The sequence below is a fragment of the Dyella sp. C11 genome (assembly GCF_003121485.1).
Classification (GTDB): Bacteria; Pseudomonadota; Gammaproteobacteria; order Xanthomonadales; family Rhodanobacteraceae; genus Dyella.
This window is the reverse complement of the sequence record NZ_QAVX01000031.1, coordinates 41,300-57,530: the sequence shown is the minus strand read 5'-3', so window position 1 is coordinate 57,530 and position 16,231 is coordinate 41,300. Positions and strand designations below refer to the sequence as shown.

The following is a 16,231-nucleotide window of genomic DNA, read 5'->3' as shown; positions in this document are numbered from 1 at the left end:
CCAACACCTAAGACACTGGATGACCGGCCCTTCGGCCGTTGAAAAGCGCCTCCCGCCTTCGCGGGAATGACGGTGAAGGATAGGGGCGTCGGCGCGGGAATGACGGTGAGGGATAGGGGCGTCGGCGCGGGAATGACGGTGAGGGGTAGCTGCGGCATCGCGAGGATGGCGGTGAGGGATTGGAACGGTATCGCAAGCACCCGACCTTTATCCCCTTTTCGGGACTCACCCCCAACCCTCTCCCCGAAGGGGAGAGGGAGAAAAAGATGAGGCGAAGATCCATCTTCGCCCCACCCCATCACTCACTTCGCCTGCACGCTACCCAGACTCACGAACGGCAACGCCGAACTCCCCGCGTAAGTCGGCAAATGCCCATCCCACTTCTCGATCGCCGACATCTGCACGATGTTGGGATTCGCGCGTAGCGCTTCACCCTTCAGCTCGATGGCCTTGGCTTCCGCCTCGGCAATCGTGATCTGGGCCTGTGCACGTCCCTGTGCTTCAGCTTCCACCTTTTCCGCTTCGGCCCTCGCCTGTGCCACTTCGTTCTGGCGTTGCTCGGCCATCTGCGTGGCCTGGATCTTGGCGTTGATCGACTGCACCACGTTCTCGGGCAGGCGCAGCTCTCCGATCCAGTAGATTTTTTCGACATCGATGCCCACGGCACCCACCTCGTCGCTCACGTCCTTCTGCACCGCCTCGATCAGGTTGGCCTTGCCCTTGCCGTAGACGGATTCGATGTCCAGGCTGGCGGCCTCCTTGACCAGTGCGTCGCGGATCATGTTGCGCAAATAGACGTCCGTGATTTCGTCGATGCCCTTGCGGTACTTCTGGAAGATCAGCGTTACCTTCGACGGGTCGATGTGGTACGTGATGCCCACGTCCGCATTCACCGTCAGGCCTTGGGCCGTCTGGAAGCTGATGGACTCATCGGTCGGGCGGCCTTCGGACGTGGAACGCGTGAAGGTGTAGGTCTGCGTGAACGTGGGGAACGTGTACAGCTCGTAGCCCCAGCCCACCCAGTAGCGGCCGGGCGGCAGTTCCTGCAGCGAGCCCTTGTCGTCGCCGTACATCTGGAACTTCACGCCGACGTTGCCCGCCGGCACCTTGGAACAGGCGGCCAGCAACACGGTGCAAAGCGACAGCGTCAATTTCGTCATGCGTTTCATGGTGATCAGTCCTTGTGATGGAAACCGCGGCGCAACAGCAGGGCGCCCCAAGCCAACAGCAGCGTCAGCAACACCAGGCCGACAACGACTGCCGCCGTACTGGCGGCCGAGATGAGTTCCGGTCCGATGACTCCGACATACAGCACCAGGCAGAACACGAACGGCCATAGCCGTCGCGCCAGCCAGTCGACAAGCGTCTTCATGGTTTTCCCCAAGCGAGTGAAACGGCGACCGCCGTTTGGACGTCCATTTGCGCAAACCACCAGTGGCACGAATGCCACCACTGGAAGCGGACAGGACAAAAGCGAGTGGCTAACCCGTGGGCGGAAGAAGTCGCCGTGCGGGAGGGATCGGGTCAGCCATGGGTAGCGTGTGGGCCTTCATGTGAGCGCACTCCAGGCGCGCCGTTGGATGAGGACGGCGCGCACTCTACTCCGATTTTGGTGCGTTGCAACAAGTCAGCGCTGACGCAATCGACACCCTTCCGGCCTATTGACTACAACTGTAGTCACGGCGTAGTTTGACTACAGTTGTAGTCACAAGGATCTGGACCATGGGCAAGCCAAGCATCGGCGACCAGGAGCTGGCGCTCCTGCAGTACATCGCCGAACACAACAACGCTTCGGTGGGTGAGGTGGCATCGGGTTTCGGTGAGCCGCGCGGCCTCGCGCGCTCCACCGTGCTGACCATGATGGAACGCTTGCGCGGCAAGTCGTACCTGCGTCGCAAGCAGGTCGACGGCATGTATCGCTACAGCCCGGCCACGGGCCCTGGCGAAGTCATGCGCAGCGCCGTGGGCCAGTTCGTGGAGAAGACACTCAGCGGTTCGGTATCGCCCTTCGTCGCCTGGATGTCCGAACGCTCGGACGTCAGCGACCGTGAACTGGCCGAACTCGAAGCACTCGTGCATCAACTGCAGTCGCGCCGCAAGGAGACCTGACATGAGCGCCCTCGCTCCCCTCGCACAGGAAGTCGTTGGCCGGCTTGCGTGGACGTCGTTGCAAGCGGCGCTGCTGGTCGGCGCCGTGTGGCTGCTCAACCGGCATCTGCCGCGGCTTTCTGCCGCCACGCGTTCGCTGCTCTGGTGGCTGCTCGGCGTGCAGCTGCTGCTTGGCCTGCTGCTGCCAACGCCGGTGTCGATTCCGCTGCTCACGCCCGCGCCTGCACGAACGACCTTCGTCGCATCCAACACGGTGGCGCCGGCCGAACATCAGATTGTCGGTTTTGGCCAGGGCAGAAGCACGTCCAGTGAAAGTGCGGGCGTGACGATCGAACCCGTCAGCGCACCTGCCGCCACCGAAGCATCGTCGTGGAGTCGCTGGTGGTCCGCACTGTTCGCGCTATGGCTGGCAGGCGTGATCGTGCAGTCCATCGCCACCTGGCGTCACTGGCGTGAAGCACGCTCGGTAGTGCGCGCGTCGCGCCCGCTGGACGATGCCGCGCTGCAGGCCGTGTGTGTTGAACAGGCCCGCGCTCTGGGACTGCGGCGCTGCCCCTCCCTGCGCGTCTCCGATGCCATTCGTTCGCCGCAGGTCAGTGGCGTGTGGCGCCCGGTGGTACTGCTTCCCGCCGATCAGAACCTGTCGTCCGATGAATCCGCGCTGGCGCTGGCCCACGAGTTGACGCATCTGCATCGCGGTGATTTGTGGATGGGATGGATTCCCGGCATCGCGCAACGGCTGTTCTTCTTTCACCCGATGGTGTCGTGGGCGATGCGCGAGTACGCGTTGAACCGCGAAGCGGCGTGCGATGCGCAAGTGGTGCAGCAACATGACGCCGCACCGCAGGACTACGGTCGCCTGTTGTTGCGATTGGGCGTGGCCCATCCGCTGCATGCGGGCCTTGCCGGTGCATCGCCCACGTTCCACAACCTGAAGCGTCGACTGACCATGCTGCAGCTCAGCGACCAGGGCACCACGTCGCGTCTTCGCAGCGCGCTGCTGGTGGTGTTGGTCGCCGCCATCGGCGTACTGCCCTATCGCGTGACCGAAGCGAAGGCCGATGCGCCGGCAGCTGCATCGTCGACGTCGTCGACATGGACCATTGCACCCACGCCGCCGACACCGCCTGCGGCGCCCGTGCAGCCCGCACAGCAACCGACTGGCATGTCTGTCCCGCCTCCCATGCCAGCGATGCCCGCCATGCACGCCACCCCCAGCGCAAAGGCCGTGCCTGCTGTACCCGCGCCGCCAGCGCCGCCCGCACCGAAGGCACCGCAGCCCCTCCCGCCGACGCCTGCGGTACCCGCTCCGCCACCGCCACCACCTCCGCCGCCGCACGACTCGGACATGTCGGGCTTCATCGCCAACGACATCGATGTCTCCACCCGCAGCACCGACATCCAGTACGGGTTCGCGTTGCTCTCCAAGGACTCGGTCATCGTCAACGGCAGCAAGGAAGACCTGGCACAGGCCAAGCGCCTGCGCGGCGAATCCCAGCCACTGGTGATGTTCCGCCGCGACAACAACGCCTACGTGATCCGCGATCAGGCCTATGTGGCTCGTGCTCGCGCCGCTTATGCCGCGACCACCCAACTGTCCGAGCAGCAGGGTGAACTGTCGGGCGAAGAAGGTCGCATCAGCGGCGAGGAAAGCGGCATTGGTGCCCGGGAGGCCGCACTGGGTCAGCGCCTGGCCAGCATCGGCGAACGCGAAGCGGCGCTTGCCGAACGTGAAGCGCAGCAACCCACGCTATTGAGTGGCCAGGGCGAACGCGCCTCGTTTGCTGCCGAACGCGCCGAAATCGCGCTGGAGCAGAAGTCGCTTCAACTCGAGCAACGCAGGCTTTCGGAAGAACAGCGGCAGCTGAGCGAAAAGCAGCGAGAGCTCAGCCATCGCCAGGAAGCGGCATCCAGTGACGCGGTGAAGCAGATGAGCCACCTACTGGACGAAGCCCTCGCCAAGGGTGTTGCGCAGCCCATCAGCAACCGCTGAACCCGACGTGGCGGCGCATGCCGCCACGCTCACCCCGCACATCACACGCAACACGCCCCGGCACCTGCCGGGGTGACGGGCAACGCTTGCCTGCGTTCGCCCGCTACAGAAACGCACAAGGAGCCGACATGCTTGGTTACTACGCCACCACGGCCATCAGCAGCCTCCGCCGAAGCAAGGCGCTGGCTGCGCTGATGGTGCTGGTGATCGGTCTCGGCATCGGGGCCAGCATGACCATGATCACCATCTTTCATGTCTTGTCGGGCGACCCGCTGCCCGGTCGCAGCGATCATCTCTATGCGCCCGTGATCGACGTTCGTCCGCTGGAACGTGAGCGCGGCGAATCAGCCGAACCCAACGGCGACTTCACCTGGCCAGACGCAATGAACCTGCTCCGCGCCAACCGCGCGGACCGACAGACGGCCATGTCCGGTGGCGCCGTGCCCGTGCGTCCCATGCAGGGGGGCGCACTGCCGTTCTATGAAACAGGCCGATATGTCACGTCGGATTTCTTTGCCATGTTCGACGTGCCCTTCGCCTCCGGCGGCGGCTGGACGCGCGACGACGATGGCAACCGCGCACGCGTGGTGGTGCTCAACACCGATCTCGCCCGCAAACTGTTCGGCGAGGCGTCGCCCATCGGAAAAACGGTGCGCCTGAAGAACACCGATTTCCGCGTGATCGGCGTACTCGCCAACTGGCATCCGCAGCCGCAGTTCTATGCGCAGATCAACGGACGCGCGTTCGGCAAGCCGGACGAATTCTTCCTGCCGCTGCAGACGGCCCAGGGCCTGGGCATGGATTTCAACGGGCGCATGTCCTGCTGGGATGGCGACGGTGACGCGCGCACCAGCAATCACTGCGTATGGCTGCAGTACTGGGTGCAACTGGACAGCACGTCGAAAGCCGCCGCCTATCGGCAGTATCTGGCTGACTATTGGCGTGACCAGCAGTCGCACGGTCGCATGCGGCGACCCGCGCAGCCTCAGCTGTATCCCTTGATGTCATGGCTTGAGCACCAGCACGCCATTCCGGACGATCTGCGCCTGCAGCTGTCGTTGTCACTGGGCTTCCTTGGCGTATGCATGCTCAACGTGGTCGGTCTGCTGCTGGCAACTTTCCTGCGGCGTGGCGGCGAGATCAGCGTGCGCCGCGCGCTGGGTGCACGGCGATGGGACATCTTCCTGCAGCTCGGTGTCGAAGCGTGCGTGATCGGATTCGCAGGCGGCGCACTTGGCTTGTGCATCGCCTTCCTTGGCTTGTGGAGCGTTCGCCAGCGACCCGATGGCTACGCACAACTGGCTCAAATGGACCCGAGCATGCTGCTGGGAACGTTTGCGCTTGCCATGGTTGCCAGCGTCGCTGCGGGGTTGCTGCCCGCATGGCGTGCTTGCCGCATTCCTCCCGCCCTGCAATTGAAGACGCAATGAGGCCCGTCATGTCGCACTCACCCATGCTCGCCAGCCTGTCACGCCACAAGCTGACCGTTGGCCTGCTCGTACTGCAAGTCGCGTTCACCTGCGCCATCGTCTGCAACGTGGCATCCATCGTCGGCCATCGCCTTGCGCAGATGAATCTCGCCAGCGGGGTAAGCGAGAACGAGCTGACCATGATCCAGAGCATCAGCGTGGATGAATCAGCCAACCAGCTGGCCAAGCACGATGCCGATCTCGCCGCACTGCGCGCCATTCCCGGCGTGACGTCCGTGGCCGCCGTGGATTCCCTGCCCTTCAGCGGCAACAACTGGAGCAACGGCATCCCGCTGGTTCCCGATGGCCCGTCGATCACCAGCGCCACGGCGTACAGCGGCACGCCCAGCGCCATGCACACGCTGGGTCTTCGCCTGGTGGCGGGCCGCGCCTTCCAGCCCGACGAATACATTCCCCTCGATGCCCCGCACGACTCGATTGGCCTCAACCACGTCGCATCCACCATCATCACCCGCGCACTGGCGACCAAACTCTTTCCCGGCCAGGACCCGCTGGGCAAGGTGATCTATCCCGGTGAAGGTCCCGTGCGCATCGTGGGCGTGGTGGATGCGCTGTTGCGCCCCACCCTGGACGAATCGGAATCGGCAGGCTTCGTCACGCTGTTCCCGATGCTTCCCGATGCGACGGACATCATCTACGTGATGCGTTCCTCGCCACGGGATCGCGAACGCGTGCTCAAGGACGCACAGCGCGTGCTCGCCGCACTCGATACCAATCGCGTGCTACGAAAGCCGCAGACGTTCTCGCAAATGCGCGACGACTACTTTCGCCGCGACCGTACGATGATTTCGCTATTGCTCGCCGCAGCATTGGGCCTGCTGCTGGTGACTGCTGCCGGTATCGCCGGACTGGCCAGCTTCTGGGTGCAACAGCGCCAACGATCCATTGGCATACGGCGCGCCGTGGGCGCAACGCGCCAGGACATCCTTCGCTATTTCCAGACCGAGAACCTGGTGATCATGGGCGGCGGCGTGATGCTGGGCATCGTGCTGGCCTACGCGCTCAATGTATTGCTGATGGATCACTACGCATTGCAGCGATTGCCCTGGTTCTATGCGCCGATGGCTGCGGGGGCTTTGTGCCTGCTGGGGCAGATGGCGGTGTTGGGGCCTGCGTTGCGGGCGAGTACGGTGCCGCCGGTGGTGGCGACGCGGGGGTAGGTTTGGTGGTTCTTTGCTCTTTGGGGGAGGCCGAAGGACTGGTTATCCAGTGATATTGCTTCTTTTTTTGGTTTGATCGTTCGCCTCTTCGAGCGCTGCCGCGATCTGGCCGCTCGCGCCGCGGGGGCGTTTCGATCGTCTGCCGACGCTCGAGTCACTTTTCTTTTGCTGGCCCAAAAGAAAAGTAACCCAAAGAAAATGGCCTTCAGAGCCAAGGCTCGTAGCATTGCGACGGGATAAGCCCGAACGGTTGAGGTGCGTTGGCACTTGGCAACCTTCGCCGAGACACAGCGGGTACCTCATTGCGCTTCGCAACGCGCCGATGCCAAGAGGGCTTAAAGCAGGTGGTCGCTACGCTTCCCGACCACTGCGATGGATCAAAGCGAACGCTACGCTTCCCGACCACTGTGGTGTGACAAAGCCCTCGCCCTGCTTTCCGACCGCAGGGTCAATTCAAGAGACGCGCTTCGCTTTCCGACCGTAGTGGCAATGGGCTCCGTTGCGACGCGGCATTGCGCAACCGCCGCTTTGGCTCCCTCTCCCCTCCGGGGAGAGGGTTGGGGTGAGGGGCCAACCTAGCCTCACTCTTCCTAACCGTCATCGCTATGAAGGCAGGAGCACAGCGACCTGCCCACAACGCGATGTGCAGCGCAGCTGCACGAGCCGTACGCTCCGCTCTTGATCCTGGGCCCCCTGTGCGGCGGTGAGGGGTGGACGAGCAGGCCCCGCAGGGGTGCCTGGCAGGACGCCAGGCACTTTTCGTCCGGGCAGGAGCCCGGTCGAAAAGCCCGGCCACCCCTCACGGACTGGCTGGGCGTAGCCCAGACAGCGCCAAGTGGGGGTGCCCTTCTCTTTGGTTACTTTCTCTTGGGCAAGCAAGAGAAAGTGACCCGGCCTCCGGCAGGAGGTCGGAAGCCCGCGGCAGGCGTGCCAGATCGCGGAGGCGTTTCAACCGAGCGATAGAGCCAAAAACAAAGTCACTGGATCCCAGCCTTCGCTGGGATGACGGTGAGGGGTAGAAACGGCATCGCGAGCACCCACCCCTCACCCCAACCCTCTCCCCGAAAGGGAGAGGGAGCAGAAGCTACGCGCGGTCTTCATACTAACGCGCAGCCTCAATCCTTCGGCGGCTTCATCTCATACTCCCGCGGCGCCACATACCCCGCGAGATTCCGCACAAAGTAATCCCACCGCCTACGCATCATGTAATTCGCCGCCGCTCCATATGCATGATGTGCGTTCGGAATCATGACGAGGTCGAAATCCTTGTTGGCCTTGATCAACGCATCCACCACCAGCAGCGTTTCGTAAGGCGGCACGTTGTCGTCCATGGTGCCGTGCGCCAGCATCAGGTGGCCCTTGAGGCCGGCGGCATGATTCTGGTTCGCCTGGTCGTCGTAGTTGCTCTTGCCGTCCTTGTCGGTCGTGAGCAGACCCTGCCACTTCTCCGCCCAGTCGTCTTCGTAGTTGCGGTTGTCGTGGTTGCCGCTCTCGGCAATACCCACCTTGAAGACATCCGCGTAACGGAACATGGCGGTCACGGTGGCGTTGCCGCCGCCGGAGTGGCCCCAGATGCCGATACGATTCATGTCCATCCATGCATGGCGCTTGCCGAGTTCCTTCAGGCCCGCCACCTGATCGGGCATGGTGTTGTCGCCAATGTTGCCGTAGTACGCATCGTGGAATGCCTTGGAACGCCACGGCGTGCCCATGCCGTCGATGGCGACCACGATGAAGCCCAGTTCGGCCAAGGCCTGATGGTCCACGCGTGCCGGGTTGAAGCTGCGCGAACCCACGGAGCCGGTCTGCGGGCCTGGATACACGTAGTCGACGACGGGGTAAGTCTTCGACGGGTCGAAATGCGTCGGCTTGAACATGAGGCCGTACAGATCGGTCTTGCCGTCACGCCCCTTCACCGTGAACGGCTCGGGTGCCTTCCAGCCACTGGCAAGCAGACGCGAAATGTCGGCCTTGGCGATGTTGCTCACCACGCGGCCATCCTGGGAGTTGCGCAGCACGGTGGTGGAAGGTGTGGTTGGCGTGGAGTAGGCGTCCGCGAATAGACGTCCATCCGGCGACAGCGTCACGGCGTGGTCTGCCGGCTCGGGGGAAAGCAAGGTCGGCGCGCCGCCGTCCAGGCTCACCTTGTAGAACTGCTGGTAATACGGATCGATGCCCTTCTCGCGACCAACCCCACGGAACCACAGCGTGCGCGATGCCGCATCGAGCTTCAGCACTTCGGTGACGTTGCCTTCGCCGGTGGTGATGGCGTGCTTGAGCTTGCCGCTGTCCAGGTCGTACAGGTACAGGTTGCCCCAGTTGTTGCGCTCGCTGAACCACACCACTTCGTGGCTGGCCGGCAGGTACTGCCAGTTCACCTTGCCGTTGCCGCTTTCGTAATACGTCGGCACGGTTTCATTGAATACCGTACGCACGTCGCCGGTGTGGATGTCGGCCACGCGGAACCACGCCTGCTTGTGATCGCGCGAGGACGACACGAAGGCGAGCGATGAAGCATCCGGTGCCCACTGCACATCGTCCCAGCCGCCATCGCGGCCGCAGCTGATGTCGTCGCACAAGGTGGAGCGATGCTGATCCGGCTCCATCTTCAGGCGCAGTACCTTGCGCGCATCCACGTCGACGATGACGCGCTCGATCATCGTTACGTCCTTGTCGCCCACCAGCGGATATTTCCACTTCTCCACTTTGGGATGGCCGACATTGGTGCCCACCAGCACCATGTCGCCCGTCTTGCGCTGGTCCTGCTGGAACGTGGCGATGCGCTTGGAATCCGGCGACCACACAAGGATGGCCTTGTTGGTGTGTTTCCAGCCGGCGTTGTCCGTGGCGTAGCCGTAGTTCTCCACACCGTCCAGGGTGAGTTCGGTTTCCTTGCCGGTGGCGACGTCGCGCACCCAGAGATTCCAGTTGCGCACGAACGCTTCCGTGCGCTTGTCGGGCGACAGCACCACGGGCTCGTTGCCGGTGCCCTCCGCGTTCTCGTCGCGGCCCGCCGTGCAGGTGATGTTGCCCTTGGCATCGCACAGGTAGTGCTTGCCGCGCAGGTTCACGTCGAGGTGGCCATCCTGCGTGGTGGCAAACGACGTGATGCCGAGCTTCGTTGCATTCACCGGCTTGCCCGTGACCTTGCCCAGCGCTGCGGCGAGGCGCGCGTGGTCGAACAGTGGCTCGGTCTTTCCAGTGGTGGCGTCGTAACTCACATAGTGATCGCCGCTGGCATCGTGGTCGCGATACCAGAAGTGCGTGTCGTCCAGCCAGTTCACCGTCTGCACCGCGTGATCCACCAGCGGGGTGACGTTGTAACCGACGAAGCGTTCCGCCTGGGCGTAGTCGTCGTTCGTCAGTGTGCGACCCTGCGCCGCTGTGCCGAAGGAAAGGAAGCTCAGCGCTATTGCGCCGGCGAGGCGCGCGCTGCGTGTTTTCGATGTCATGTTTAGACCCCTGGCTACCACGGTATGCAGGTGCGGGTGGGCGGCCTGCGTTGGTTGCCAAGTGTTACCGATGATGGAGTTGGGTGCCATGCGGTGCTGAGGCTTATGGCAGCCTCAACGACTGGAGGCAGTTGGCCCCTCACCCCGGCCCTCTCCCCGGAGGGGAGAGGGAGAAAGGCGTTGCTCAGGCGAATTTCAGCAGGCACACGCCCAGGGTGATCAATCCCAGCCCCATCCAGCCGGAGCGGCGCAGGCGCTCACCAAACAGCGTGATTCCCAACACCGTGGTGGCCACCAGGCCCACGCCACCCCAGATGCCGTAGGCCACGGACAACTGGATGCCGTCGATGGCATAGCTGAGTGCCGTGAATGCCGCCAGCGCGCAGGCAATAGCGGCGACGGCGGGTCGCTTGTACGCAAAGCCGTGTGATTGCTTCATCAGCACGTTGGCGGCGATCTCCAGCACGATCGCGATGGCGAGATACAGCAGATGGATCGGCTCGAACTCAGGAAGCATGTTCGCGCTCCTGCGGTGCTTCGTCCGTGCCACGCTCCAGCAACACGATGCCGGCGATGATCAGCGCGATGGCGACCAGCTTCACCGGCCGCAGGTCTTCGGCGAACAGCCAGGCACTGCACAGCGTGATGAGCACCAGCCCCAGGCTTTCCCAGGCACCGTAGGCCACGGCCAGCGGTATGCGCTTCACCGCCATGGCGAGGCAGGTGTAGGACAGCACCAGCATCACGTACATCACGGCCATGCCTGCCGTGCGCGAACCGTGGTAGGTGCCGAATTTCATCGCCAACGTGCCGGCCACTTCGGTGACAATAGCGGCTGCCATGAAAAGCCAGTAACGCATGCGGTGCTCCTTGTGCGTACGCTTCCACTCCAATCCTACTCGTGCCTTCCCCGATCACGCCATGACCCCACCCGACATCGCCCCTGCCCTCTCCTCGCTGCCTGAAGCCCGCATGCTGGAGATGGTGTTTCCCGATCACACCAATCACCTGGGCACGCTGTTTGGCGGCCAGGCGCTGGCCTGGATGGACAAGGCCGCCTTCATCGTGGCGTCGCGCCATGCACGCCGCACCGTGGTCACCGCGCGATCGGAAGAAGTGAATTTCCGCGTACCCGTGCGCAAGGGCCAGCTCGCCGAGCTGGTCGCGCGCATCGTGCAGGTGGGGCACAGCTCGATGACGGTGGAAGTGGAATTGACCGCCGAAGATCCGCTCACCGGGGATCGCCGCGTGTGCACCACCGGCCGCTTCGTGATGGTCGCGCTCGATTCCAACGGCTCGCCTGCCACGGTGCCGCCGCTGCCGGTCGCCAGCGAATAAGGCAACGCCGTGCTGCGCGCCGGAACAACGCGCAGCGACAAACCCGCGTCGGAGGCTTCACCATGTCACCTCGCTTCACCATCGTCGGCAATTACATTTCGCCCTACGTGCGCAAAGTGCTGGTGTGCATGGACCTCAAGGGGCTGGCATACGACATCGATCCGATCACGCCCTTCATTGGCGATGACCGCTTCACGGCACTGAGCCCGCTGCGTCGCATCCCGATCCTGATCGAGGGCGACACGGTGCTCAACGATTCCTCGGTGATCTGCCAGTACCTGGAAGATCGCTTCCCTGCGCCCGCGCTGTATCCCGCCGACATCCTGCAACGCGCCAAGGCGCGCTGGCTGGAGGAGTACTGCGATACGCACCTGGCCAGCGTGCTGGTGTGGAAGCTGTTCTACCAGAAGGCCATCCGGCGCCACATTTTCCGCGAGGAAACCGACGAGGAAGTCGTGCAGCGTGCACGCGAGGTGGAAATACCCGCGGCGCTCGACTATCTGGAAGCCCAGTTGCCCGAGGAAGGTTTCGCGTTTGGTGAGCTGTCCATCGCCGACATCAGCATCGCCTCGTACTTTCGCACGGCCTCTTTCGTGCGCTATGCGGCGGATGCCGATCGATGGCCGCGCCTGGCGGCGCTGATCGAGCGCACGCAATCACTGCCCGCCTTCCAGCGACTGGCGCACTGGGAAGATCTGGTGTTGCGGCTGCCGATTACCGAACAGCGCGCCGCACTTCAAGCAGCCGGTGCGCCGCTCACACCGTGGACCATGGGAACCGATACGCCGCGCAAGGGTGTCGCGCGCATTGAGTAACGACTGGCGGCACGGGTCCGCCGCGGCTCAGCGCAGATGCAACCAGTGCAGGTGGATGCCGTTGGCGCGGTCTTCGGCGCGAAAGCCCTCGCGGCCTTCCACCACCAGGCCCCACACGCTGCGCAGCTTTTCGCCCTGCGGCTCGTCCACGCGCACGGGTTCACCCAGCGGAATGGCGAACCGGGTCTCCAGCATCATGACCTGGTCGCGTTCCCACACCAGGATGGCCGGGCGACCCGTGTTGGCGCCCCAGCCCAGGTGAATCTGCACGTCCTTGGGGCTGTACGTGCCGCGGTTGTCCAGCTTCCAGTTCTCGGATTTGCGCAGCAATGCCTGCAGGCGCGGATCATTCCAGTCCACGCGGTTTCCCTTCACTTGCGGCTTGTGTGCATTCATGCGGGCGAGACATCCCATCGGGCGGTACGACAACGCCGCTGCCCAGAAGGCCACGGCAAAACAGCGCGCCGATGCTTGGACGGATGACGCGCTTGGCCGGTTATCGGCCAAATCCCTGAGGACTTGAGGGTGCCGCCTGGTTGCTTAAGGTCGCGTCTTCAACGCGTGATCAAGACCACCGACGGTACGCATCATCAGTTGACGGGTAAAAGCGAGATGACCGGCAACGGGCACCACCTCGTCGCGCACCCAGCGCAGCCACGACGGCCGGCCATGCACGAGTCGCGTCATGGCGCCGATGCGACGTACAACGGCCTTGTGCACGGCGTGGCGCAGCTCGGCGTAATCGTTCATGCGACCCATGTCACCCGCCAGTGCATCGGCGGCGCAATCGGCATAGACGTAGGCATCTTCGATGCCCAGGTTCATGCCGCGCGCACCGATGGGCGAATGTATGTGCGCCGCATCGCCACCGAGCGACACGCGACCCATGCCCGCCTGCGATGCCACGCGGTGGCCAATGTGGAACTGCGATTCCCACGAGATATCCCCGAGGCTGCCATAGCGTCGCAGCGTGCCCAGCGGGTCGTGCGTGTTGCCGATCACGCGCCATACGTTGTCGCCCAGCCGCAGCACGAAGATGAAACCATCCCGCTCGAACAGGACGTGCGCGCGATAGGCATCGAGTGAGGTGTCCATCACCACGTCCCACAGCAGCCACGGTTCCGGCAGGCTGCTGCCCGCGAAATCCAGCTTCAACGCGTGACGCACGGTGCTGTGTGCACCATCGGCACCGAACACCAGTCGGGTGGTGACCTGTTCGCTACGCCCGTCGGCGTGCTGCAGGGTGGCGATCACTTCGGCCAGGTCCTGCGACAGGGCCTGGAAGCTGACGCCGCGATCCACAGTCACCCCGTTCGCTGCCAGTGCCTTCGTCAGCAACGCTTCCGTGTGCGCCTGCGGCAGCACGGTCATGGCCTGGGTGGCGTCTGTTGCCGGTGGCAGATCGAAGGCGAGGACATCGCGCCCGTCCTCGTGCAGCGTGCCGCCGCGTACCGCCCAGCCCTCCGCCACGATCCGGTCGGATACGCCGGTGCTTCGCAGCACCTCAAGCGTCCGGCTGTTCACCGCCAGCGCCTTGGACGTGGTGGCAGCCTGGGCCGCCGTGTCGATGATGCGCACCGGCACATGGCGCTGCGTGAGAAACAACGCGGCGGCCAGCCCGGTGGGACCGGCACCGACGATCAGCACATCCGGGTTCGATGTCGTCATGGCTACCCCTGGGAAACCGGAACCCACAGAGTCTGCAACCAACCGGCGTCGTGCCCGCGTCAAAGCGCGTCTAGCCCATCAGACACCCCCTCCCAGCACTATGGCGGCGCCTTCCGTGCGGCCATACTCCGCCGCGAACCCATCGGAGGCTTTCCCTATGCGTGCCCCGTTCGTCGCGTTCGCTCTTTGCCTGGCGCTGCCCTGCCTCGCCGACACACCTACCTCCGCCGAATCGCTGGCTACGCCGCCGGCCAATGCGCAGCGTTTTTCCATCCTCTCCACTGCCGGCAAGCACGGCACCTCGGCGCGCTGGGTCACTGCCGATGGCACCCGCATGGGCCGCGACAGCCTGCTGCTGCGCGGCATGGTGACCGAGGTGGACAGCAGCGCCACGCTGGGCAGCGACGGCATGCTGAAGAACGTGGTGATCCGCGGCCACACGCCCAACGGGGATGCGGGCGAGACCTTCACCATCAAGGACGGCACGGCCAGCTGGAAAAGCCCGGTGGACGCGGGCTCGGCACCCTATACCGGCCCTGCGGAGTACTCGGCCTTCGGTGGTCCGGTGGACCTCAGCGCCGACATGGTGGAGAAGCTGCTCGCCACGCCGGACAAGACGCTCGCCCTGCTGCCCGGCGGCAAGGCGCATGCGGAAAAGCTCACGTCCATGACGGTGGGAGAAGGCGCGAAGAAGCAGGAGGTCACCGCCTGGGCGATCACCGGCATCAACAACACGCCGGTGCCGATCTGGATGGATGCGAAGGGTCACTTCTTCGGTTTCATCTACGGGCTGGCGTGGTTGCCGGAAGGTTACGAATCCGCGCTGCCCGCGCTGGAGAAGGCGCAGACCGCCGCCTTGGCGCAGCACGCCAAGTCCATTGTTTCCAAGCTGGAACAGACACCCGCCGGCCCCGTCGCCTTCACCAACGTGCGCGCCTTCGTGGATGGCTCACGCTTTGTGGAAAGCCAGACGGTGGTGGTGGACAAGGGGGTGATCACGGCGATAGGCGATGCGTCGTCGGTGAAGGTACCGGCCGGTGCACAAGTCATCGACGGCAAGGGCAAGACGCTTGTGCCAGGCCTGTGGGACTCGCATCAGCACGTACCCGACGATGCAGCCGGCCCGCTGCTGTTGTCGCTCGGCATCACTTCGGTGCGTGATCCCGGCAACGACAACACGCAGACGCTTTCACGCGCGCAGCGCCGTGCGAAAGGCGAGTTGCTGGCACCGCACGTGTATCCGTCCATGCTGATCGACGGCAAGGGTCCGAACACCGCGCAGGTCGCCACAGTCGCCACCTCCCAGGACGAAGCCATCAAGCTGACCGACAAGGCCAAGGCCGACGGCTTCAAGGCGATCAAGATCTACGGCACGTTCAACCCCGACTGGGTGAAGGCCACCGCCGCCGAAGCGCACAAGGACGGCCTGCACGTGCACGGTCACCTGCCTGCCGGCATGCGTCCGAAGGAAGCCATCGACGATGGCTACGACGAAATCACCCACATCTATTTCGTGATGATGCAGGCGATGCCCGATGACGTGGTGAAGTCGTCCAACGGTATGGGCCGCTTCGAAGGTCCGGGCCGCTATGCGCGCAACGTGGACCTGGACAAGGAACCGATGAAGTCGCTGATCGCCGAGATGGCGCAGAAGCACATCACTTCCGATCCCACGCTGGTGATCGCCGAGAGCCTGTACGTGCCGGAGAACGGCGATCTCTCGCCGTCGTACGCGCCGTTCGTCGGCACCTTGCCGCCCGCCGTGGAACGCGGTTTCCGCCAGGGTGGCTTCACCGTGCCGAAGGACCTGACGCGCGCCGACTACCGCGCCAGCTTCGCCAAGTTGCAGGCCCTGGTGGGCGCCATGCACAAGGCCGGTGTTCCCATCGTGGCCGGCACTGACGGCTCGGGCCTGGAGCTGGTGCGCGAACTGGAACTCTACGTGCAGGCGGGCTTCACCAACGCCGAAGCGCTCGCCAGCGCCACCATCGACACCGCGCACCTGGTGGGCGTGGATGCACACACCGGCAGCATCGCCACGGGCAAGGCAGCCGACCTGGTACTGGTCGACGGCAACCCGGCGGTGAACATCGGCGACCTGCGCCACACCGAGGTGGTGATGATGGACGGCAAGCTGATGGACGCCAGTGCCCTGCGTTCGGAAGGCGGCATCAGCAGGCGTCCGGCGTGGGAGGAATGAGGTAAC

At 64.2% G+C, this 16,231-nt stretch carries 14 protein-coding genes; 7 read left to right on the top strand and 7 right to left on the bottom strand.

All coding sequences use genetic code 11. The features are described 5' to 3' along the window. Nucleotides 1-302 precede the first annotated feature (302 nt). Together DK366_RS20240 and DK366_RS20235 are read right to left on the bottom strand one after the other, a co-directional pair. A complete protein-coding gene (locus DK366_RS20240) occupies nucleotides 303-1,169 on the bottom strand; it encodes an SPFH domain-containing protein (protein ID WP_109127369.1) in 867 nt (288 codons plus the stop codon). Between the two features lie 5 nt (nucleotides 1,170-1,174). After that, complete coding sequence (locus DK366_RS20235; protein WP_109127368.1) at nucleotides 1,175-1,372, bottom strand: hypothetical protein; 198 nt, start codon at nucleotides 1,370-1,372, stop codon at nucleotides 1,175-1,177. A gap of 350 nt (nucleotides 1,373-1,722) precedes the next feature. Here DK366_RS20235 and DK366_RS20230 point away from each other — a divergent pair, with 350 nt between their 5' ends. From DK366_RS20230 to DK366_RS20215, 4 genes are all read left to right on the top strand, one after another. Beyond that, nucleotides 1,723-2,109, top strand: coding sequence for a BlaI/MecI/CopY family transcriptional regulator (locus tag DK366_RS20230; protein WP_109127367.1), 387 nt, complete (start codon nucleotides 1,723-1,725; stop codon nucleotides 2,107-2,109). 1 nt (nucleotide 2,110) lies between these two features. After that, nucleotides 2,111-4,102 carry a M56 family metallopeptidase gene (locus tag DK366_RS21750; RefSeq protein WP_109127366.1) on the top strand — a complete coding sequence of 664 codons (1,992 nt, stop codon included), beginning with the start codon at nucleotides 2,111-2,113 and terminating at the stop codon, nucleotides 4,100-4,102. 128 nt (nucleotides 4,103-4,230) lie between these two features. Beyond that, complete coding sequence (locus tag DK366_RS20220) at nucleotides 4,231-5,532, top strand: ABC transporter permease (RefSeq protein WP_109127365.1); 1,302 nt, start codon at nucleotides 4,231-4,233, stop codon at nucleotides 5,530-5,532. 8 nt (nucleotides 5,533-5,540) lie between these two features. Continuing rightward, entirely contained in the window at nucleotides 5,541-6,752 is a 1,212-nt protein-coding gene (locus DK366_RS20215; RefSeq protein ID WP_109127364.1) for an FtsX-like permease family protein, read from the top strand. A gap of 1,115 nt (nucleotides 6,753-7,867) precedes the next feature. On the opposite strand, the gene DK366_RS20210 is transcribed toward DK366_RS20215, so the two are convergent. The 3 genes from DK366_RS20210 to DK366_RS20200 form a co-directional block, all read right to left on the bottom strand. Beyond that, entirely contained in the window at nucleotides 7,868-10,204 is a 2,337-nt protein-coding gene (locus tag DK366_RS20210) for a S9 family peptidase (RefSeq protein ID WP_109127363.1), read from the bottom strand. 184 nt (nucleotides 10,205-10,388) lie between these two features. Beyond that, nucleotides 10,389-10,721, bottom strand: coding sequence for a multidrug/spermidine efflux SMR transporter subunit MdtI (gene mdtI, locus DK366_RS20205; RefSeq protein ID WP_109127362.1), 333 nt, complete (start codon nucleotides 10,719-10,721; stop codon nucleotides 10,389-10,391). Beyond that, the gene (locus DK366_RS20200) at nucleotides 10,711-11,064 is read right to left on the bottom strand and encodes an SMR family transporter (protein ID WP_109127361.1); all 354 of its coding nucleotides are present in this window, start codon (nucleotides 11,062-11,064) and stop codon (nucleotides 10,711-10,713) included. Before DK366_RS20200 ends, mdtI begins: the two co-directional genes overlap by 11 nt. Before the next feature lie 61 nt (nucleotides 11,065-11,125). On the opposite strand from DK366_RS20200, the gene DK366_RS20195 reads away from it, so the two are divergent. Beyond that, nucleotides 11,126-11,542 (top strand): acyl-CoA thioesterase, encoded by a 417-nt coding sequence (locus tag DK366_RS20195; RefSeq protein WP_109127360.1) that lies wholly within the window; start codon nucleotides 11,126-11,128, stop codon nucleotides 11,540-11,542. Between the two features lie 62 nt (nucleotides 11,543-11,604). Then, nucleotides 11,605-12,357 carry a glutathione S-transferase family protein gene (locus tag DK366_RS20190; protein ID WP_109127359.1) on the top strand — a complete coding sequence of 251 codons (753 nt, stop codon included), beginning with the start codon at nucleotides 11,605-11,607 and terminating at the stop codon, nucleotides 12,355-12,357. Between the two features lie 27 nt (nucleotides 12,358-12,384). Here DK366_RS20190 and DK366_RS20185 read toward each other — a convergent pair whose 3' ends face one another. After that, nucleotides 12,385-12,753 carry a hypothetical protein gene (locus DK366_RS20185; protein WP_109127358.1) on the bottom strand — a complete coding sequence of 123 codons (369 nt, stop codon included), beginning with the start codon at nucleotides 12,751-12,753 and terminating at the stop codon, nucleotides 12,385-12,387. A gap of 144 nt (nucleotides 12,754-12,897) precedes the next feature. Continuing rightward, nucleotides 12,898-14,025, bottom strand: coding sequence for an FAD-dependent monooxygenase (locus tag DK366_RS21320; protein WP_157956635.1), 1,128 nt, complete (start codon nucleotides 14,023-14,025; stop codon nucleotides 12,898-12,900). 157 nt (nucleotides 14,026-14,182) lie between these two features. Here DK366_RS21320 and DK366_RS20170 point away from each other — a divergent pair, with 157 nt between their 5' ends. Beyond that, on the top strand, nucleotides 14,183-16,225 hold the full coding sequence (locus DK366_RS20170; protein ID WP_157956634.1) for an amidohydrolase family protein: 2,043 nt from the start codon (nucleotides 14,183-14,185) through the stop codon (nucleotides 16,223-16,225). The last annotated feature ends 6 nt before the right edge of the window (nucleotides 16,226-16,231 follow it).